This window comes from Streptomyces sp. NBC_01433, from assembly GCF_026340105.1.
In the GTDB taxonomy this organism is placed as follows: domain Bacteria; phylum Actinomycetota; class Actinomycetes; order Streptomycetales; family Streptomycetaceae; genus Streptomyces.
This window is the reverse complement of sequence record NZ_JAPEPM010000001.1, coordinates 3,177,939-3,197,014: the sequence shown is the minus strand read 5'-3', so window position 1 is coordinate 3,197,014 and position 19,076 is coordinate 3,177,939. Positions and strand designations below refer to the sequence as shown.

General features: G+C 69.0%; 17 protein-coding genes and 4 pseudogenes. 12 read left to right on the top strand and 9 right to left on the bottom strand.

Annotated elements, in window-relative coordinates; genetic code table 11:
- Positions 1 to 72 precede the first annotated feature (72 nt).
- The gene (locus OG413_RS14405) at positions 73 to 1,389 is read right to left on the bottom strand and encodes an MFS transporter (protein ID WP_266805704.1); all 1,317 of its coding nucleotides are present in this window, start codon (positions 1,387 to 1,389) and stop codon (positions 73 to 75) included.
- A 79-nt stretch (positions 1,390 to 1,468) separates the two neighbouring features.
- Here OG413_RS14405 and OG413_RS14400 point away from each other — a divergent pair, with 79 nt between their 5' ends.
- A complete protein-coding gene (locus tag OG413_RS14400; protein ID WP_266805702.1) occupies positions 1,469 to 1,924 on the top strand; it encodes a MerR family transcriptional regulator in 456 nt (151 codons plus the stop codon).
- Positions 1,925 to 2,014: 90 nt separating this feature from the next.
- Here the strand turns inward: OG413_RS14400 and OG413_RS14395 are convergent.
- Positions 2,015 to 2,233 (bottom strand): annotated as a pseudogene (locus OG413_RS14395) (MarR family winged helix-turn-helix transcriptional regulator); the annotation flags it as partial.
- On the opposite strand from OG413_RS14395, the pseudogene OG413_RS14390 reads away from it, so the two are divergent.
- Positions 2,232 to 2,705, top strand: a pseudogene (locus tag OG413_RS14390) (MFS transporter); the annotation flags it as partial. The pseudogenes OG413_RS14395 and OG413_RS14390 overlap by 2 nt on opposite strands.
- A 157-nt stretch (positions 2,706 to 2,862) precedes the next feature.
- Positions 2,863 to 3,168, top strand: a complete 306-nt coding sequence (locus OG413_RS14385; RefSeq protein WP_266805700.1) for a cupin domain-containing protein — start codon at positions 2,863 to 2,865, stop codon at positions 3,166 to 3,168.
- A 120-nt stretch (positions 3,169 to 3,288) separates the two neighbouring features.
- On the opposite strand, the gene OG413_RS14380 is transcribed toward OG413_RS14385, so the two are convergent.
- On the bottom strand, positions 3,289 to 5,871 hold the full coding sequence (locus OG413_RS14380; protein ID WP_266805698.1) for a bifunctional FO biosynthesis protein CofGH: 2,583 nt from the start codon (positions 5,869 to 5,871) through the stop codon (positions 3,289 to 3,291).
- Positions 5,872 to 6,229: 358 nt separating this feature from the next.
- On the opposite strand from OG413_RS14380, the gene OG413_RS14375 reads away from it, so the two are divergent.
- Complete coding sequence (locus tag OG413_RS14375) at positions 6,230 to 6,976, top strand: HAD family hydrolase (RefSeq protein WP_266810142.1); 747 nt, start codon at positions 6,230 to 6,232, stop codon at positions 6,974 to 6,976.
- Between the two features lie 251 nt (positions 6,977 to 7,227).
- Here the strand turns inward: OG413_RS14375 and OG413_RS14370 are convergent, their stop codons facing one another.
- Positions 7,228 to 8,460, bottom strand: a complete 1,233-nt coding sequence (locus OG413_RS14370; RefSeq protein WP_266805696.1) for a beta-ketoacyl synthase — start codon at positions 8,458 to 8,460, stop codon at positions 7,228 to 7,230.
- An 87-nt stretch (positions 8,461 to 8,547) separates the two neighbouring features.
- On the opposite strand from OG413_RS14370, the gene OG413_RS14365 reads away from it, so the two are divergent.
- The 3 genes from OG413_RS14365 (at position 8,548) to OG413_RS14355 (ending at position 11,225) form a co-directional block, all read left to right on the top strand.
- Positions 8,548 to 9,192, top strand: coding sequence for a TetR family transcriptional regulator (locus OG413_RS14365; RefSeq protein WP_266805694.1), 645 nt, complete (start codon positions 8,548 to 8,550; stop codon positions 9,190 to 9,192).
- A gap of 238 nt (positions 9,193 to 9,430) precedes the next feature.
- The gene (locus tag OG413_RS14360; protein WP_266805692.1) at positions 9,431 to 10,627 is read left to right on the top strand and encodes a helix-turn-helix domain-containing protein; all 1,197 of its coding nucleotides are present in this window, start codon (positions 9,431 to 9,433) and stop codon (positions 10,625 to 10,627) included.
- A 256-nt stretch (positions 10,628 to 10,883) separates the two neighbouring features.
- The gene (locus tag OG413_RS14355; protein ID WP_266805690.1) at positions 10,884 to 11,225 is read left to right on the top strand and encodes a hypothetical protein; all 342 of its coding nucleotides are present in this window, start codon (positions 10,884 to 10,886) and stop codon (positions 11,223 to 11,225) included.
- A 66-nt stretch (positions 11,226 to 11,291) separates the two neighbouring features.
- Here the strand turns inward: OG413_RS14355 and OG413_RS14350 are convergent, their stop codons facing one another.
- Positions 11,292 to 11,435, bottom strand: coding sequence for a hypothetical protein (locus tag OG413_RS14350; RefSeq protein ID WP_158074492.1), 144 nt, complete (start codon positions 11,433 to 11,435; stop codon positions 11,292 to 11,294).
- Between the two features lie 145 nt (positions 11,436 to 11,580).
- Here OG413_RS14350 and OG413_RS14345 point away from each other — a divergent pair.
- Positions 11,581 to 11,916, top strand: a pseudogene (locus OG413_RS14345) (hypothetical protein); the annotation flags it as partial.
- 122 nt (positions 11,917 to 12,038) lie between these two features.
- Positions 12,039 to 12,725, top strand: a complete 687-nt coding sequence (locus OG413_RS14340; RefSeq protein WP_266805688.1) for a hypothetical protein — start codon at positions 12,039 to 12,041, stop codon at positions 12,723 to 12,725.
- A gap of 61 nt (positions 12,726 to 12,786) precedes the next feature.
- Here the strand turns inward: OG413_RS14340 and OG413_RS14335 are convergent, their stop codons facing one another.
- Entirely contained in the window at positions 12,787 to 13,050 is a 264-nt protein-coding gene (locus OG413_RS14335) for a DddA-like double-stranded DNA deaminase toxin (RefSeq protein ID WP_266810141.1), read from the bottom strand.
- A gap of 126 nt (positions 13,051 to 13,176) precedes the next feature.
- Entirely contained in the window at positions 13,177 to 13,584 is a 408-nt protein-coding gene (locus OG413_RS14330; protein WP_266805686.1) for a polymorphic toxin-type HINT domain-containing protein, read from the bottom strand.
- Between the two features lie 577 nt (positions 13,585 to 14,161).
- Here OG413_RS14330 and OG413_RS14325 point away from each other — a divergent pair.
- The 3 genes and pseudogenes from OG413_RS14325 to OG413_RS14315 form a co-directional block, all read left to right on the top strand.
- Positions 14,162 to 15,377 (top strand): annotated as a pseudogene (locus tag OG413_RS14325) (replication initiator); the annotation flags it as partial.
- On the top strand, positions 15,377 to 15,601 hold the full coding sequence (locus OG413_RS14320) for a helix-turn-helix domain-containing protein (protein WP_266805684.1): 225 nt from the start codon (positions 15,377 to 15,379) through the stop codon (positions 15,599 to 15,601). The pseudogene OG413_RS14325 and the gene OG413_RS14320, both read left to right, overlap by 1 nt.
- Positions 15,601 to 16,908, top strand: a complete 1,308-nt coding sequence (locus OG413_RS14315; RefSeq protein ID WP_266805683.1) for a site-specific integrase — start codon at positions 15,601 to 15,603, stop codon at positions 16,906 to 16,908. Before OG413_RS14320 ends, OG413_RS14315 begins: the two co-directional genes overlap by 1 nt.
- 283 nt (positions 16,909 to 17,191) lie before the next feature.
- Here OG413_RS14315 and OG413_RS14310 read toward each other — a convergent pair whose 3' ends face one another.
- Positions 17,192 to 17,680, bottom strand: coding sequence for an SUKH-4 family immunity protein (locus OG413_RS14310; RefSeq protein ID WP_266805681.1), 489 nt, complete (start codon positions 17,678 to 17,680; stop codon positions 17,192 to 17,194).
- Positions 17,681 to 17,762: 82 nt separating this feature from the next.
- Complete coding sequence (locus OG413_RS47115; protein ID WP_353962288.1) at positions 17,763 to 18,146, bottom strand: nucleic acid/nucleotide deaminase domain-containing protein; 384 nt, start codon at positions 18,144 to 18,146, stop codon at positions 17,763 to 17,765.
- Positions 18,147 to 19,076 lie beyond the last annotated feature (930 nt).

The window sequence follows — 19,076 nt, the reverse complement described above, 5'->3', positions numbered from 1 at the left end:
GTTGGAGTCATTGGCCGTTGGAGTCGTTGGCCATTGGAGTCGTTCGTCTCGCTCGTAGCGGGTCCGTGCCGGTCACCGCTTGTCATGACCGGCACGTGAACTCGCCACCAGGCTCAGCACGAGCACGCCCACGAAGACGAGAAGGGGCACGGTCCACGCCCCCGTCACGGTGTGCAGTACGGACGCGGTGACCGGTCCGGCGGCGGCAAGGAGGTAGCCACCGGTCTGCGCCACCGTGGACAGCTTGGCCACGTGCTCGTGGTCCTTGCCCCGCTTGACGTAGAGCACCCCGGCCACGGCCTGGCCGCCGCCGAGCCCGATGCCGAGGACGATCGCCCAGAGTGCGGGGACAGCCGCCGGGGCGGTCAGCAGACCGGCGTAGCCGACCGCGCAGATCAGGATGACGGCGGTCAGGTGGGGGCGCTGGTCGGCCCGGGCGGCGGCCAGGACCGGTGTGAGGAAGCCGCCGACCGCGACGCCGAGGATGAACAGCGACTGCATGCCCCCTGCCGTCCCCTTGGCGACCCCGGCGTCCACGAGGATCGCGGGCAGCCAGGCGAGCGTGGTGTAGAAGAGCAGCGTCTGAAGCCCGAAGAACGCAGTCAGGCTCCACACCGGCCCGCTTCCGCCGCGCCCCACCGGGCTCCTGTGCCGCCGCGGCCACGGCCACGGCCCCGAACGCCCGGTGGCGGCGGTGCCGTTGCCGTTGCCGCGCACTTGCGGGGCCATGCCGACGGCCGCAAGGGCCGCCGGGACAACGGCGACGCCGATCGCGGTCTGCCAGGAGTGGCCGGACGCCTGCCAGACCGGCACCATCAGCGCCGCGACGAGGGCTGAACCGGCGCCCATGGACAGGGCGTAGACCCCCATCATGACGCCGACCCGGCGCGGGGCGAACCGGCTGCGGACGAAGACCGGGATGAGTACGTTCACGACGGCCGTGGCGATGCTGACGAGCACGGTGCCGACGAACAGACCGGGCAGCCCGAGCATCCGGACGACCGCCCCGGCGAGCAGGAGGACGCTTGCCCAGAACAGGCCGCGCTCCTCGCCGAACCGGCGCCGGACCGACGACGCGAGCGGGGCGAACGCGCCCATGCAGAGCGGGGGGAGCAGCCCGAGCAGGGTCAGCGCCCCGGTCCCGAACCCGGCCACCGGGGCCAGCGGCCCGAGCTGGCCGAACGCCACGCGGGTGTTGAAGCTGAGGAGGACGAAGCCGAGGACCAGCACCGCGGCCGCGGCCTTCGCACGGGGCGTTGCGCCGGTGGCCCGCGGCGGGGGCGGGTCGAGCGGCGTGGAGGGGTCGAGGGGCGTGGAGGGGTCGAGCGGCGTGGAGGGGTCGAGCGGCGTGGAGGGGTCGGATGTCCGGGCGGGAGAGGGAACGGGCACGAGAGCCTTCCGGGGTGGGCGACTCCCCCAGCGTTCACGCTCAAGTAAACTTGAGCGCAAGCCCAGGCGGAGGTACCCCGTGAAGGACCTGTACTCGATCAGCGAGGTCGCGGAGGCGTTCGGGCTGACGGTCGCGACCCTCCGGTTCTACGAGGAACGCGGACTCGTCCGGCACAGCGAGCGCCGGGGACGCGTCCGGTACTACCGCCGCGAGGACCTAGCCCGGCTCGCGTACGCCCAGCTCTGGCACGACGACGGCATGCTCACGCTCACGGAGACGAGCGCCATCGTGGACAGCGAACAGCTCGACGACCGGCTCGCGCTGATCGCCGCCCAGCGGGACGCGATGCGCGAACGGATCGAGAAGCTCGACCGTGCCGTCGCGGTGCTGACCCACATGCTCGGCTGTCGCACCGACAAGGCCCTGGACTGCCCGATGACCGGCGGCTACATCCGGGGCCGGGTGGGCGCGGCCCTCGACGGCACCCCGCACTCCACCGACTTCTGGCCGGAGGGCCGGGGACCGGACCACTAGAAGACCGGACGGGGCGGGGCCGGGGGGTGTGCTGGGGCCGGGGCCCGCCGGGGCTGGAGGCGCCGACAGCCGGGCCCGCCGGGGGCTTCGCTAGAGGCCGGGCGGTCGGCGGGCCGGTTCGATGCGGGCCAGCCAATCGGTCAGGAGCGTTTCGAGGCCGGCGGCTTCCTGCGGGGTGAGTTCCGCCAGGAAGCGGTGCTCGTTGTGGATGTGCTCGGTGAAGGCCTGGTCGATGAGCTCGCGTCCGGCGTCGGTGAGGGCGACGACTCGGCCGCGTCCGTCGGCATCGCTGGTCCGGCGGGTGACCATCTACCGCGACGCCGGACTCTCCGCCGGAACCGCAGGTCTGCTGTTCACCCTCACCTCCGTACCCGGCATCCCCCTGTCCTTCGCCCTGTCCACCGCCGCCGGAAGACTGCGCGGCCAGAGCGGGATCGCGGTGACCATCGGGGTGTTCGGACTGGCCGGATACACCGGGCTCTGGGCCGCACCGGCTACCGCGCCGTGGCTGTGGGCCGTACTGCTCGGCGTCGCCAACTGCTCGTTCCCGCTGGCTCTGACGATGATCGGCATGTGGGGCCGGGACGGTGCGGCGGTGATCCGGTTGTCGGCCTTCGCACGGAGCACCGGCTATCTGCTGTCGATACCCGGCCCCGTACTGGTCGGCGCCCTCTACCAGCACACCGGCAGCTGGCGCCCGCCCCTGCTCCTCATGAGCCTGCTCATGCTTCCCCAGCTCGCGGCCGGGCTGCTCGCGGGCCGCGACCGCCGGATCGGCTGATCCGGGCCGGGAAGTGCTTCGGCCCAGAGCCAGCGGCAGGCTTTACCAAACGGTCGACCACTTGTTTTCCCTGGTCAGCTAGCTTTCAAGCATCCATTGACCTTTGTGTACGGGCCCGTTCGGCCATGACCGACCGAGCCCGAGGGAGGGGTGTGCCATGAGCGTGGTCGACCTTGCGGAGACGGCGGCCGGTCTGCCGGCGGCGTGGAGTTCTCACCGGCTCGGACTGGTGGGGGCGGCCTGCGTGAAGGTACTGCGCATGGACGAACTGCCGGTCGAGGAGGAGAGCCATGGAGCCACCGAGGCACTGCTGGTCCTCGACGGCCTGCTGGAGCTGGAGGTGAACGGCCGGCCGGTGTCGGTACGGACGGGCGAGCTGTACCTGGTGGCGGCGGGAACCCCCCACGCGGTCCGCCCCGGAAGCCGGGGCACGCTGGTGATCGTGGAACTCCCCGAGGAGTGACGGATCCTCACCGTCTCGGCCGTGCCGGGGAAGCCGGCTCCTGGGATCACGAACATCGCCCGGTGGCCGGCCGCACCCATGCGGCCGGCCACCGGGCGGAGTCCTACGGGAACTCCGTCCTCAGCTCGGCAGCACCGGCAGCAGTTCCGGCAGATGGCCGTCCGACGCGGCGGCGGCCGTGACGCGCTCCGCCGGGACCTCGCCGTACAGCGTCGTCCGCGGGCGGGCCGGGCGGCCGGCCAGGTCGGCGATGGCGATCAGGTCCTGGACGGAACGGTACGAGCCGTAACTCGATCCGGCCATACGGGAGATGGTCTCCTCCATCAACGTGCCGCCCAGGTCGTTCGCGCCCGAGCGGAGCATCTCCGCCGCGCCCTCCGCGCCGAGCTTCACCCAGCTGGTCTGGATGTTGGTGATGTGCGGGTGGAGCAGCAGACGGGCCATCGCGGTGACGGCCCTGTTGTCGCGGTCGGTGGGGCCGGGGCGGGCGATGCCCGCCAGGTAGACCGGGGCGTTGGTGTGGATGAAGGGCAGGGTCACGAACTCCGTGAAACCGCCCGTCTCCTGCTGGAGGTTGGCCAGCGTCCTGAGGTGGCCGAGCCAGTGGCGGGGCTGGTCGACATGGCCGTACATCATCGTGGAGGACGATCGCAGGCCCACCTCGTGGGCCGTCCTGATGACCTCCAGCCAGGTGGCGGTGGGGAGCTTGCCCTTGGTGAGGATCCAGCGGACCTCGTCGTCCAGGATCTCCGCCGCCGTACCGGGGATCGAGCCGAGCCCGGCCTCCTTCGCGGCGAGCAGCCAGTCGCGGATGGACATCCCGGTGCGGGTCGCGCCGTTGACGACCTCCATGGGTGAGAAGGCATGCACGTGTATGCCGGGGACGCGTTCGCGCACCGCCCGTGCGATGTCGAAGTACGCCGTGCCGGGCAGGTCCGGGTGGATGCCGCCCTGCATGCAGACCTCGACCGCGCCGACGTCCCACGCCTGGGCCGCCCGGTCGGCGACCTGGTCCAGGGAGAGCGTGTACGCGTCGGCGTCGGTGCGCCGCTGGGCGAAGGCGCAGAAACGGCAGCCGGTGTAGCAGACGTTGGTGAAGTTGATGTTCCGCGTGACGATGTACGTGACGTCGTCGCCGACCACGTCCCGGCGCAGCGCGTCCGCGATCCGGCACAGCTCGTCGAGCGCCGGGCCGTCCGCGTGGAGCAGGGCGAGGGCCTGGTCGTCGGTGAGCTTCGTGGGGTCGTCGGCGGCCTGCCCGAGCGCCTGGCGTACGTCGGCGTCGATGCGCGACGGGACCATCCCGGGGGCGGCCGCCTCGCGGAGCGCCTCCCAGTCCCCGTACACCTCGTCGAAGTCGTCGCGGCGGTCGCCGGTGCGGCCCTCGGTGTCGATGGTGCGGTGCAGGTCGGTACGGCCGGTGGCGTTGAAGCCCTCGTCCGGTTCCTGCCAGGGCAGGCCGGTGGGGATCGCGCCCTCGCGGGCCAGGCCCGTCTCCGGGTCCGCCAGGGCGCGGACGTGCGGGACGAGGCGGGGGTCCAGCCAGGGTTCGCCGCGCTGGATGAACTCCGGGTAGATGGTGAGGCGTTCGCGCAGCGTGAAGCCCGACTCGGCTGTCCTCGCGGCCAGTTCGTCGATGTGCGGCCAGGGGCGTTCGGGGTTCACATGGTCGGGAGTGAGGGGCGATACACCGCCCCAGTCGTCGATCCCGGCGCCGATGAGCAGCGCGTACTCGGCGTCCACCAGATTCGGCGGGGCCTGGATGCGGGCCGAGGGGCCGAGGATGTGGCGGGCCACGGCGATGGCCGCCGCCAGTTCCTCCAGCTCGGCGTCCGGCATGCCGCGCATCGCCGTGTCCGGCTTGGCGCGGAAGTTCTGGACGATGATCTCCTGGATGCCGTGGTAGGCGCGGGCGGTCTTGCGCAGCTCGAAGAGGGAGTCCGCGCGTTCCTCGTACGACTCACCGATCCCGATGAGGATGCCGGTGGTGAACGGGACGTTGGAGCGGCCCGCGTCCTCCAGGACGCGCAGCCGTACGGCCGGTTCCTTGTCCGGTGAACCGTGGTGCGGGCCGCCCGGCTCGGACCACAGGCGGGTCGCCGTCGTCTCCAGCATCATGCCCATGGACGGGGCGACGGGCTTGAGCCGCTGGAGGTCGGTCCAGGTCATGACGCCCGGGTTGAGGTGGGGCAGCAGACCGGTCTCCTCCAGGACCCGGATCGCCATGGCCCGTACGTACGCGAGGGTGTCGTCGTACCCCTCGGCCTCCAGCCACTCGCGCGCCTCGGGCCAGCGGTCCTCGGGCCGGTCGCCCAGGGTGAACAGCGCTTCCTTGCATCCCATGGCCGCGCCCTCGCGGGCGATGTCCAGGACCTCGTCGGGAGACAGGAACATCCCGTGGCCCTCGCGGCGGAGCTTGCCCGGCACGGTGACGAAGGTGCAGTAGTGGCACTTGTCACGGCAGAGCCGGGTCAGCGGGATGAAGACCTTGCGCGAGTACGTGATGACGCCCGGCCGGCCGGCGGCCTGAAGGCCCGCGTCCCGTACCCGGGCGGCGGACGCGGAGAGGTCCGTCAGATCGTCGCCGCGCGCCTGGAGCAGTACGGCGGCCTCGGTCACATCGAGGGCGACACCGTCACGGGCCCGTTTGAGCGCGCGCCGCATGGCGTTGGTGGTGGGGCGTCCGCTCTGAGGATCGGTCATGGACCCGAGCATACGAGCGAGGCACGCGTACCGGACCACGGCCTCCGGGCGGGGAGCGGGTCGGGCGCGGCCGGGCGGGTGGGTGTGGCCGCGCGGGCGGGGCGATCTCCACGGTGTGCGCGACGTTCACATAGCCCGGGTGGGTGTGGCCGCGCGGGCGGGGCCGGGCGGGAGGGCGCGCGGGTGTCGCCGGGCGCGCGGGTGTCGCCGGGCGGGCGGGAGGCCGGGCTCGCGAACCCGGCCTTCCGGGCCCGGGACCGTGCGTGGGCGCGTCCGCTCCCTCGCCCTCACTCGTCCGGGCCGACTCACCGAATGAGCCCCCTCGCGCGGCCGACGCGCCCGTAGGGTCGGGACGGTGATGGAAACGATCGTGTTCGACATCGGCGAAACCCTCGTACGCGACGACCGCTACTGGGCGTCCTGGGCCAACTGGCTCGGTGTCCCGCCGCACACACTCAGTGCGTTGGTGGGCGCCGCCGTGGTCCAGGGCCGGGACAGCGCGGACGCGCTGCGTATCCTGCGCCCCGACATGGACGTCGCCGAGGCCTACCTCGCGCGGGCGGCGTCGGGACGCGGCGAGCACCTCGACGAGTCGGATCTCTACCCGGACGTACGGCCCGCTCTGGCCGAACTGCGCGCGCTGGGCGTCCGCGTCGTGGTCGCGGGGAACCGGACGGTACGGGCCGGGGAACTGCTGCGGGCGCTGGACCTGCCCGCGGATCTCGTCGTCACGTCCGACGAGTGGGGGGTGGCGAAGCCGGACCCGGAGTTCTTCGCGCGCGTGCTGGAGGTGTCGGGGGCGGAGCCGCAGTCGACGCTGTACGTCGGTGATCATCCGGCCAACGACCTGTTCCCGGCCAAGTCCTCGGGGCTGCGGGCCGCGCATCTGCGGCGCGGGCCGTACGGGCACTGGTGGGCGGACCACCCCGATGTCGTGGAGACCGCGGACTTCCGGATCAACGCACTGACGGAGCTGCCGGGGCTGTTGGGCGAGGCGGGGGCGTCAGCGGGGGCGGGTGCGGGTGCGGGTGCGGGTGGTGCGGCGGGTGCGGCGGGGGCGGGTGACGCGCCGGTGCGGCGGCGCGCGCTTCGGGCCGTACGGTAGCGGGCGGCCCGCCGGCCCGGCTCCGGCTGACCGGGGCGCCCGGCCCCGGGGACCAGTTGCGCCCGGGCGGACCCGGACGAGGGTTCCGTCCTCAATCGCCGGACGGGCTGGGAAGGGCACCCACTCACCGACTCACAACGCTGGGCCCCACGCCGGACGGGCTGGGGAGGTCGCACACCCACCGACTCACAGGGCTGGGCCCCACGCCGAACGGGCTGGGGACGGCCGCCCACCCACCGAAAACCGTGTGGTCAAGGCGCCGTGGTGAAGGCCAGCGAGACGTTGTGGCCGCCGAAGCCGAAGGAGTTGGCCAGTCCGGCGGTCCACGTCCCCCGGCGGGGCTGTGCCATGACGAGGTCGAGGCCGAGGTCGATCGCCGGGTCGGGCGTGTCGAGGTTCCTGATGGCGGGCACGGCCCCGTCGCGCAGCGCGAGCACGGTGACGGCGGCCCCCAACGCACCTGACGCGCCCAGGAGATGGCCGGTCATCGACTTGGTCGCGGTGACCACGGGGGTGTGTGCGCCGAGGACCTCGGCCAGGGCGTCCGCCTCCGCGAGGTCCCCCTGCGGTGTGGAGGTGGCGTGCGCGTGGACGAGGCCGATGTCCGCAGGCGCGAGGCCGGCCGACTCCCACGCCCCGCGCATCGCCCGTACCTGTCCGGCGGTGTCGGATGCGGTGATGTGCCCGGCGCTGGAGGTGACGGCCGCCCCGGCGAGGACGCCGTGGGGCCGGGCGCCGCGGGCGCGGGCGAACTCGGCGCGCTCCAGCACCAGGACGGCGGCGCCCTCGCCCAGGACGAAGCCGTTGCGTTCGGCGTCGAAGGGGCGGGAGGCGCGGTCCGGGTCGCCGTTCGTCGTCGACAGCGCCCGCATCTGCGCGAAGCCCGCCAGCGGCAGCGCGTGCAGACATGCCTCGGCCCCTCCGGCGACGACGACGTCGGCGCGGCCGAGCCGGATCAGATCGAGCCCGTACGCGAGGGCTTCCGCCCCCGAGGCGCAGGCGCTCACCGGGGTGTGCGCGCCACCCCGCGCCCCCAGATCGATACTCACCCAGGCGGCCGGGCCGTTGGCCATCAGCATCGGCACGGTGTGCGGGGACACCTTGCGCGGCCCGGACGCCTCCAGGATGTCGTCCTGCCCGAGCAACGACAGCACGCCGCCCACCCCCGTACCGATGACGACGGCCACCCGCTCCGGGTCGACGCCGGACAGTGCCGCGTCGGCCCACGCCTGGCGCGCGCTCACCAGGGCCGCCTGCTCGCACCGGTCCAACCGTCGGGCCTCGGTCCGCTTCATCTCCGTGGCCGGGTCCACCCGCATCGGCGCCGCCAGCCGGACGGGCAGCCCGGCGGCCCACTCCTCGCGCAGCACCGCGACCCCGCTCTCCCCGGCCAGCATCGCCGCCCACGTCGTGGGGAGATCACCGCCCAGCGGCGTGGTCGCCCCGAGTCCGGTCACCCATACCCCCGCGTCGCCCTTCAGCACAGCTCACCCCTCCACCCGTTCGACAGTGTGTTCCTTGATCGACACGCTAGCCAACCAACCGGATGGTTGGCTATGTAGGGTTGTGCCATGTCGCAGCACGCCGAATCGGTAGGAACCCGCGCCCGCCTCCTGGCCGCGGCCAGGGAAGAATTCGCCACTCACGGGATGGGAGGCGCCCGCGTCGGCCGCATCGCCGAGCAGTCGGGCGCCAACAAGGAACGCATCTACAGCTACTTCGGCAGCAAGGAAAAGCTCTTCGCGGCGGTCGTCGCCGAGGCCCTGGCCGAACAGGCGGCGCTCCTGGGCCTGCCCACCGGCGACCCGGCCGAGTACGCGGGCCGGATCTACGACCTCCACCAGCAGAACCCGCACCTGCTCCGCCTGATGATGTGGGAGGCCCTGCACTACGGCACGGGTACCCTCCCCGCCGAGGAGCAACGCACCGCCCGCTACGGGGACATGGTCACCGAACTCTCCGCGACCCTGAACACCCCCACCCCCACCGACCCCCGCGCCGCGCACACCTTCCTGGCGCTCCTGGGCATCGCGGTACTCCCTGCGGCCTTCCCCCAGCTCACCCGCCTGATCCTGGGCCCGGCCGCGGACACCGCGACCACCCGCGCACATGTAGTGGAACTGGCGCGCCGGATGACGACCGGCGCGCCGGTCTCCGGTGAAACATCACGGCTAGCGGGTGAGCACTCGGATGGGGCTGATGACCTGATTCGTTGACCGGGTACCCACACAACAAGCGGGCCGGCTCCGCCCCGGCGTCCATCAGCGCATACGAGTACACCGCCGTGGCCTGTTGGCAGAGCGGCAGCTGGCGTCACTGCCACCACCTGAACGACCGATGCGAACCCCGCCAGCGGGTGGGGGTTCCGGGACACCGCGGCGATCACCATTCGTCTGATCGGGGGCCGCCGATCAGGGGTACCGTCTGAAGTGTTGCCGCAGAACGGAGTTCATCGTGCCGCAGAGCACCGAGGAGCACACCGGCGCTCGGATCGCCCGCATCCGTAAGCAGCGCGGCCTGACACAGCAGGGCCTGGCCATGCGCGCCCATACCTCCAAGTCGCTGCTGTCGAAAGCTGAGTGCGGTCAGAAGCCTGCTTCCCCGGCTCTCGTAGCTGCCTGCGCCCGCGCGCTGGGTGTCTCCACCTCCGATCTGCTGGGGCAGCCGTACGCGGAAGAGCTGCGCCGTGACCGCATGGATGCGTTGATACAGCCGATCCGTGAGGGTCTGGAGAACTGGGATGTCGCCCTGGACTGGGAGACGCCGCCTCGTCCAGTCGCGCTCATCCGCGCCGACGTCCAGCAGGCCCTCGTGCAGCGCCGCCAGGCCCAGTACACAGATATGGTGCGCGACCTTCCCGCCTTGATCGACGAGTCGGTACAGACCGTTCACACAACCACCGGGGAAGAGCAACGGCAGGCGTACGAGTGTCTGGCGGGCGCCTTCCGGTGCGTGTTCACCGTGGCGTGGAACTTCGGCTACATCGACCTCGCCACCGTCGCACTGGACCGGTTGGCCTGGACGGCACCACGTGCCGATGAGCCGGGCCTGGCTGCCATGCACGCCTACCTCCGCGCACAGACGACGATGTCATCCGGCCGGTACGACATCGGTGTACGGGTGATCGACCGGGCACTACGGGATCTCGACGGCCAGGACGCACGCCGCCCGGCGGGCATCGACGCCATGCGCGGTGTGATGCACTTGCGGGTTGCGGTGATCGCGGGTCGGATGAAGGACCGGGAGCATGCGGACGCCCGGCTGGCCGAGGCTCGCACAATCGCCCGCAGGACCGGTGAACTGCCCGACTTCGGGGTGACCTGGGGGCCAGTGAACGTCGGAGTCCATGCGGTGGCCATCGCCTCGGAGATGGACGAGTTCGGCCTCGCCATCGAACTCGCCGAGGATGTACGGATTCCGCGCGGCTGGACCCGTTCGAGAGCCGGACACCACTGGATGGACCTCGGCCGCGCCCACGCCTGGACAGGCCACTCGGACCAGGCCCTGGACTGCCTGCAACGGGCCCGGCGGACCGCGCCGCAGCAGACGCGCTACCACCCGACCGTACGAGAGACCGTGCTGGCGCTCAAGCGGCGCGAACGGGCCCGGAACAGCTCACTGGCGCAGTACGCGGAGTGGGTCGGGATATAGCGCATCGCGAGCCCGCGAAGTTGCACTGTTCGGTGCAACTGCCCTGCGTTGCTGGTCGGCAGGCTGACGTCTTGTCAGTACCCCCGCGACCGGGCGAACGGTCCGGGGGCATGGCCAACGCCGATTGGAGCGTCAACATGCCGCACTGTATCGCCCAAATCTTCGAGCCGCTGTTGCGGATTCCCAGGCCCGCTCCGGGCCGCCTCCGGAGTGCCAACCACTCATCCTTCTTCGCAGACAGGGCAGGGGTGACGGCGTGAACCTGACGGATACGGTGCGTCTGTTGCCGTGGGCGGGGCCGGAGGGAAAGCCGTGCTACCTCGCGGGAGACGGGGCCGGTCCTCTGTCACGCCTTGCCGACAACATGGAGGCGGCTCAGCTCGGCTTGGCCGGTGAACTCATCGAGGAAGCGCATCAGGTCCTCGCCGGACACGCCTGGACACCCGGAGAACTCCACCTGTTGGCCGTCGAGTTGACCGAGGCTCTTGGCAACGTGCACCGGATCTCGGTGAGCCGAGGCGCCCGGCTGCCCACACTGGCCTACGACGACCCCGACGGCATCGACGGCTGTGACGACGAGGCCGACGAGATGCCGTAGAAGAGGCAGCACAGGAAGTCCCCGGAGGCCACAGCTTTCGGGGACGTCTTGTGCGCTGCGGCTTCTTCAGCCGCCGTCGCATTCCGGGCGATCACCGCGCTTCAGGCGCTCGACGCGCTCGTACAGCTCCTCGATCTGTTCCAGAGCGAGTTCGAGCCTGTGCGTCAGGTTGGCGATCACCGCCACCGAGGCGAACTCCCACGTCGACACATCGATCGGATCGCCCGCCGCGCCCGATGTGAAGGCGTACGGCCTTCTACATGGTCAGTGCCCGACGCACCATAGGTCTGCATGAGCTGGCCCTGCGACGGCAGCAGCTGGCCGCGGCTGCAGTCTCTCGTCCCGGCTCTGCTGCAACAGCGGCCTCGTCTTCACCACCCCGACCGGCAGGCCGCTCGACCCCACCAACCTCACCCGCTGCTAACGCCGCCTCCTCCACAGCGCGGAACTCCGGACGATCCGCTTCCACGATCTCCGGCACTTGACCACGACCCTGCTCCCGGAACAGGGCGTCGGCCCCGTCGTGATCAAGGGGTTCCTCGGCCTCGCCCACATCGGCGTCTACACCCACGTCCGGCTCCGCCTCCAACTCGACGCCATCGACCTTCTTGGTAACGTCCTCCGCAACCCCGCCGAGATCACCGGCGAGCCCGACGACGAATCGCCGCCTTGCACCGCCATCGTCCGCTGACGTTGCCATCAACTACTGCCGTCAAGACCCACGGGAGCCCCACCTACGGGGCTCCCGTTCTGCTGTGGCAATTTGCAGACCAACCCACCTCGACCTTTGGCGTATAGCGCATAATGGCTCACATGAGCTATCTCGCCCCTACGAACAATCACGGCCTGCTGCGTTTTCTACGGAGGTGGTACGGCACTCCGACATCACCCAATGCGAGACTGAGCGAATCACCCGAAAGACCCAGGGAACTTGTTGAGTGGCATGAAATCTACGCCCAGTGGGACGGGGCGATCACGTCGCACAACTACGCCATCCCTCTGCCTGAACTCGCAGCAGAAGAAGGAAAGATTCCGTTCTGGGTCGAGAATCAAGGAACTTGGGTTTGGGCATTCGACCCGAACGACGAAGATCACTCCGTGTACGAGCGAGAACCATCTGACGAGCCGAACCCCTGGAAGCGCACCGGCGAGCGGCTCTCAGAGTTCTTGATTCACGCCACAGTCCTAGAGGCAATTCTGGGCGCTCCTGCAACGAAAGTCGCGCAAGGAGTGCAAGTAGATTGGCTCTGGTCTCAGGAGGGGAGCCGCGAGTTCCCCTTCCCTGCATGGAACTGGCCTGCCCGCGATTCACGCATCCTCTCCGGTGAGAGTTGGCTGGCTCTCATCCACCCAAGCGATGGTCCCGGGGCGCGTCATGACATCACCCTGGCAGCGGTTGTGCCGAATGATCTCGCATGGGCGGAGAAAGTCCCAGGAATCAAGTGGCGTTCCTGCTCCGGCGTTCAAGAATACACAACCGATGAGCCGCTCCCCTGGTAGGTATCCAGAAAATGACTCGGCGGCCGATCCATCCGGATCGGCCGCCGATCACTTTCCCGAATCAGTCAGGAAGTCCCACAAATTTCTCAGTCTTCCGTGGCGAGATGACCCACAACTGAGCACCCTCGGGCAACATGCCAGGCAAGGTACTTCGGCATGTTGGACACGCCCCCGTCGGGTAGTCGATGTAGAGCACGGCCTTTCTGATGCCTGGGTTCACGCGAAAGAACGCTGCTGCATGCGTCTCCACATGCTCGCCGTTGGCCTTTGTCCTGCCCGGAAGATTCTTGAGGAGCCCTGACTGCCCACCTGGACCACTGATCATCGGAAGCTGGTCGTTCCCGATATCAAGGATTCCCACTGTGCGCCGAGGGTAGTCCTTCTGCAAATCCTTCAGAGCCGGGCCGCAATTTGTATTGTGAACCAGGACCGGTGTCTCGCCCGCGACCGCCTAGTACGTGTGGACGTCACTCACAGTCAGGTCATACGTGCGCTGCAGCTCGTCGAAGCGCCGGATGCCCTCGACACTCGCCGTGTCGCCTTGGGCCGTCCGGAGTTCCATGCCCGGCTTCAGGTCACCGGCTTCGATCCATGCCTTCTCCGACTCGACCCAGAACGGGTGGGTCGTGGTGGAGATGAGGGTGACCTCCGCGCCCTTGTCCGGCGCGATCGTCAGGTCGACGAAGTGCTTGTCGTCCTCGGTGACGATGGTGGCGACGACTTCGCGGGTCGTCGTCTCGCCCGTCTCCGGGTCCGTGACGACGACCAGGTCACCGAGTGCAACCTTTTCGATCGGTTTCTTCGAGCCATCGGCCAACAGGACCATGGTGCCCGGCAGGAAGCTGTGGTTCGGGACCACGCAGGACCCTGGACCCTTCTTCGCATACAAGTACACCGTCGTGCGGGGCGGAGACAGGAGCGGGCGGCGGCCCCGAGGGGCCGGAGTGCGCGCGGTCCGCGTCAGCGGGTCGCCTTGATCCAGTAAAGAGGCTTTGAACAGCTTCGCCCATCCGCCCCTCGGGTCGCCGCCTACCAGCACCTGAAGACCGCCGGTGAGGCCGACGTCGAAAGCGATCCGATGTCAGGTGGCAGATCGTCCGTCAACGCTGCGGTCAGCCCCTGCCGCCAGGCGGGCTGACCTGCCCCTGCGGACGTTTCGCGGCTTGGACACGCTAGGCGTGGCGTTGCGCCAGCAACTTGAGCGGATCGGCCAAGTTTTCTAGATTCTTCACGGCCGTCTCAAGAAATCTGATGACCGCCCTCAGCTCAACGCCGTCAACACTCTCTTCATGTAGGAGGAGTTCCCGTTCAATCAGGCCTCTGACTGCCTCGCCGAGATTGGCCCGAATTGCAACCACTGCTGTGCACGCGGATTCCCCAATGACGACACTCGCGGCAATATCGATCTCCTTGGAGTCTGCAAAATCAAGGCCGACGGCAACCGCCGCGCCTCCCGCTGCCCGGCCTGCTCCCGCCTCTACGCCGCCGACACCTACCACCTCATCCGCGCCGGCCTGACCGGCGGCAAGACCGTCCCCGACACCGTCCGCACCCACCCCCGCGTCTTCGCCACCCTCACCGCCCCCTCCTTCGGCCCCGTCCACAACCGCCCCACCAACACCGACTGCGGCCCCCGCCCCTGCCGCTGCCGCAAGCTCCACGAACCCACTGACGCCCTGCTGGGCACACCCCTGAACCCGAAGACGTACGACTACGCCGGCGCGGTCCTGTTCAACGCCCACGCCCCCGCTCTGTGGGCCCGCTTCACGATCTACCTGCGCCGCGAGATCGCTGCCCGGCTCGGCCTCACCCAAAAGGCCGCCCGTGCCGTCCTGCGGGTCTCCTTCGCCAAGGTCGCCGAGTACCAGAAGCGCGGCCTGGTCCACTTCCACGCCGTCATCCGGCTCGACGGCCCAAACGGAAGCACCCAGCCCCCACCGCCGTCCGCCACCATCGACCTGCTCACCGACGCCAGCCGGGCTGCTGCCGCCCGCGTCCGTGTAACCGTCGTGTCGGACGCGATCGGGGAACGCGAACTCTCCTGGGGCGAGCAGCTCGACGTACGCGAGATCGCTGCCTTCGGCACCGACGCCGAACTGACCGACCAGGCCGTCGCCGCCTACGTGGCGAAGTACGCCACCAAGTCCGCCGACGCCTCCGGCACCCTCGACCGTGCCTTGTACTGCCGCCCCTGCCAGGGACGCGGCGCCACCCTCCTGCCCCACGGAACCCCGCTCCCATGCACCGCCTGCAAGGGCACCGGACAGGCCCGGCCCCTGCCCCGGCTCGCGGTCGCCCGTCACGTGCGGCAGATGATCCGCACCTGCTGGGAGCTGGGCAAGCTGCCGGAGTTCGCACACCTGAAGCTCTGGAAGTGGGCGCACATGCTCGGCTTCCGCGGCCACTTCTCCACCAAGTCCCGCTGCTACTCCGTCACCCTCGGCGCGCTGCGCGACGCCCGGCCGCGCCTGGCGCACTGAGCAGGCCCGCACCCAAGCCGGCCTGCCCGAGCCCGACCCGACGACAACCCTCGTCGTCGGCCACTGGGCCTACCACGGCTCGGGCTACAGCCCCGGCGCCGGACTCCTCGCTGCTGGCGTATGGCACCGCACAGAACTGGAACGGCAGTTCGCAGCAGAAGGGAGCTGCTGATGACCTCGTACCAGCCCACCCCGCCCCACCCGGCGCCGAGTACGTCTCAGGAACTGCTGACCGTCCCCCAGGTCATGGCACGTCTCCAGCTCGGCAGCTCCGCTGTCTACGACCTGCTCCGGACACGGCAGCTCGCCTCGATCACCCTCGGCCGCGCCCGCCGCATCCCCACCCGCGCGATCACCGACTTCATCCGCACCCGACTCGACCAGGAAGCCGCCTGATGACCACGCCCCGCGACCCCAGCCCCTCCCGCCGCGTCCGCGCCAACGGCGACGGGAACGTCTACCAGCGCAAAGACGGACGCTGGGAAGCCGCCGGCTACGTCCTCGCCCCGGGCAACACCCGCAAGCGCATCCGCGTCTACGGCACCACCCGCACGGAAGCCCTGGCCAAGCTCACCGAGAAGATCGTCTCCAGCAACCGCGGCGTCCCCGTGCCCTCCGCACAGGGCAGTGTCAGTGCCTACCTGACGTATTGGCTGGAGGCGGTCGCCGTCCACCAGCTCCGCGAGAACACCCACACCCGCTACACCGCCTGCGTCCACCAGCACCTCATCCCCGGCCTGGGCAAGAAGAAACTCGCCAAGCTCACCGCCAAGGACGTCCGCACCTGGCTCAACCAGGTCCGCACCACCTGCCAGTGCTGCGCACGCAACATTGATGCCCGCCGTGATCAGGCCCGTTGCTGCGCCGCCGGAGTGTGCTGCTCCAAGCGGCCTTCCCCGCTGACGCTGGCGTACATCCACTCTGTCCTCAAGTCCGCCTTGGAGCACGCCGTCCGAGAGGGGGAGATCACGCGCAATGTCGCCCGCAACGTCCGCACGGGTACGCCCCGCCCCCGTCGGTTCGAACCACTCACGGCAGACGAAGCCCGCCAGTTCCTCGCTGCTGTCCGCGATGACCGCCTGTTCGCGCTGTACGAACTCGCCCTCCGCACCGGACTCCGCAAGGGCGAACTCCTCGGCCTCCATTGGGAAGACCTCGACCTCCAGAAGGGCACCGCCAGCATCCGCCGTACCCTCCAGCGCACCCAGACCGGCGGGCTGACCGCCCTGCCCACCAAGACCCGTGCATCCGAACGCCGCATCGCCCTCCCGAGCGAGTGCATCCACTCGTTCAAGGAACACCGTGAAGTGCAGGAAGGAAAACGTGAGGCGGCAGCGGAGGACTGGAGGGACAACGACCTCGTCTTCAGCACACCGGCAGGAGGGTCGATCGATCCGGCGAACCTCAATCGCAGCTTCCGCGCCCTCCTCAACCGGGCCGGGCTCCGCCGCACCCGCTTCCATGACCTGCGCCACTCGACGGCCACCCTGCTCCTGGAACAAGGCGTCGACCTCGTCGTGATCAAAGAACTCCTCGGCCACGCCCACATCGGCGTCACCGCCACGGTCTACGCCCACGTCAGACTCCGCCTCCAACGCGACGCCATCGACCTCCTCGGCCGTACTCTCCACAACCCCTCCGAGACTGCCAACCAACCTGACGCCGGTGACGCCCCGCCGTCAGGCGTACCCCTTGTCCGCTGACGTTGCCGTCAACTACTGCCGTCAAAGACCACTTGGGCCCCTCCGAATTCTCACGGAGGGGCCCAAGCCTGTGCCAGGTGCACGCCCATCGGGAATTGACCCGCGCAAACCATTCTCCTGCTATTCGAACGCCGACCTCATGGTGGATCTGAACAAAATTCCTATGCATGTTCCGGCAGGTAATGAGTTCGCCGATATTAACGAATCGCAGGTCATCTTGGTTGCGGCAGCGGTAGCAGTCGACTTCGTCGCCTAAGGGTGCGAGTACGCGACCTCAAGGAGGTTACGATTCATCATCCATATAGTCGCCGATTGCCACATCGAAGAGAATTGAACGCCAAAAACCTGGATCGTCCTGTAGTGCTGACGGATCAATCTCCCCGAGTGACCTCCCCAGCAGATCCGCAAGTTCTTCCAGGGTTTCCGGATCGTCTTCGCCTGCGGACCGAGCGGTTTCAATCTCGAATACGCTCAAGCATTCAGACAGCTTCTGTGGTGATGAATTCACAGAAAATAGAGACGGATCATCGCCGCCACGGTAGAGCACCTCTCCGGTTTCGCAGTCAATGCAGTACGCGTCATCGCCATCCCCTCCAGATCCCAATTTCAGAAGGTCGCGGCCCTCAGCGTTCTCGGAACCGCCACCACCAGCAGCTTCCGAAGCCGAAAAAAGGACATGCTCGACAGGTAGCCCGACCGAGGAAAGGTAATCACGCGCAGCGGAGTTCCTCACACATGCGACATATTCGATTGAATAGCGGTGGTTAGCCATCGGTGCCCGTCTCCATTCTCATAGCTACGCGGTTGGCCCGCCACTCAGATGAATGACGGGCCAACCGCAATATTGAACTACCTTACCAGTTACCCGATATGGCATCCCTGAACATTGAAGTCACCGCTTTACCCTTGGCGGACCTTGCGGCAGCGCCCTCAGCTGAAGTGGTCCAACCCCAAGTCCAAGTCGTTGGTATGCCGGCCTCGGCTAGCCTACTGCGACATTTGTTCGTCCCAGTACACGGCTGGAATTCTGAATAGGCTTCAGTGATCGAGTCCCCGTACTCTCGGAGAAGTTTACGCTCTGCGTGGTTGCCCAGACCCTTCGAGGAGACTGCGACCGCAATCTGCGAAACCCCATCCGTATCGGTGTACCTCACCGCCGCAAAATTATTGGACTTGTTTCCCGTCTTCAGCCGTTCCTGTATGGCGGCCTGACTCAGTTCATTGCCACCGTATTCCACCTGGCCGCCACAATTGTGGACCAGGACCGGTGTCTCGCCCGCGACCACATAGTACGTGTGCTCGCCCGGCGGGCGTCACCTGCATTTTCGCTGGTCAGCGAATTCCGGCCTGTTCGTGGGTGTGCGTGGAAGTGCCGTGCTGTGCGCCTCTGTTGCCGTCGGCGTTGCCGTCAGACGGCTGCGCGCGTGAGGGCGGTGGAGTGGGCTTTGGCCGGTGTCCTGCCCGGGTTGGGGTCGGGCATGGTCAGGGGGCCGTACGCTGGCCCGGCAACTCGGGCAGGTCGTGATCCTGCCCGGAATTTGAACGAGTGGCCCCCTGGCCTTGCCCGACGCGGGCCCCGGCCCGGGGAGGTGGGTAAAGCCCACGGAGCCGACCGACCCCACCTCCGGGCCTGCGCCCCGGCCCACTCCCCGCCGTCGCCTCGCCGTCGGCCTGGCGTTCGCCATGCGGGCGCGTCCGGCTTCCCCTGCGCTTCCGGTGGTCCGCTGCGCGATTCCGCGCGGCCTGGTCGCTGGCCGGCCCGCGGTGGCGGAGCCGAGAGCGGGCGCGACCCGCGCCAGCGGGTCGCCTTGAAGACGTAGAGAAAGTTTGGACGCATCCCGCTTCGGCGGTACGCCCTGGCTGTCGGTCGAGCGTTCGGCTGGGCTGCTGACCTGGCGTGATGGTCTGCGGCGTGTGGGTCCTGTTCGGGTTGTCGGTGGGGCTCTACTCGGCTCGGGTGACCTTGGCGTGGTCGGTGAAGACGCGTCTGAACAGGTCGTGGCCGGTGCGTCCGGTATGGCGGAGTGCCCAGTCCTGTGCGGCTTCCTGCTCGGCATGGGGTCCGGATTCGGCTCAGTAGTTAGCAGCGGTGCAGAACGCCTCGTAGGTGATGCCGCCTTCGGGCGCGTGGCGGATGGTGTGAACGACGTGCCGGTATACAGCGCGGG

Coding starts and splice junctions, on each gene's coding strand:
- OG413_RS14385 (WP_266805700.1), top strand. CDS start 2,863: ATGAGCGTGGTCGACCTTGCGGAGACGGCGGCCGGTCTGCCGGCGGCG.
- OG413_RS14380 (WP_266805698.1), bottom strand. CDS start 5,871: ATGACCGATCCTCAGAGCGGACGCCCCACCACCAACGCCATGCGGCGC.
- OG413_RS14375 (WP_266810142.1), top strand. CDS start 6,230: ATGGAAACGATCGTGTTCGACATCGGCGAAACCCTCGTACGCGACGAC.
- OG413_RS14365 (WP_266805694.1), top strand. CDS start 8,548: ATGTCGCAGCACGCCGAATCGGTAGGAACCCGCGCCCGCCTCCTGGCC.
- OG413_RS14340 (WP_266805688.1), top strand. CDS start 12,039: ATGAGCTATCTCGCCCCTACGAACAATCACGGCCTGCTGCGTTTTCTA.
- OG413_RS14335 (WP_266810141.1), bottom strand. CDS start 13,050: ATGATCAGTGGTCCAGGTGGGCAGTCAGGGCTCCTCAAGAATCTTCCG.
- OG413_RS14320 (WP_266805684.1), top strand. CDS start 15,377: ATGACCTCGTACCAGCCCACCCCGCCCCACCCGGCGCCGAGTACGTCT.
- OG413_RS14315 (WP_266805683.1), top strand. CDS start 15,601: ATGACCACGCCCCGCGACCCCAGCCCCTCCCGCCGCGTCCGCGCCAAC.
- OG413_RS14310 (WP_266805681.1), bottom strand. CDS start 17,680: ATGGCTAACCACCGCTATTCAATCGAATATGTCGCATGTGTGAGGAAC.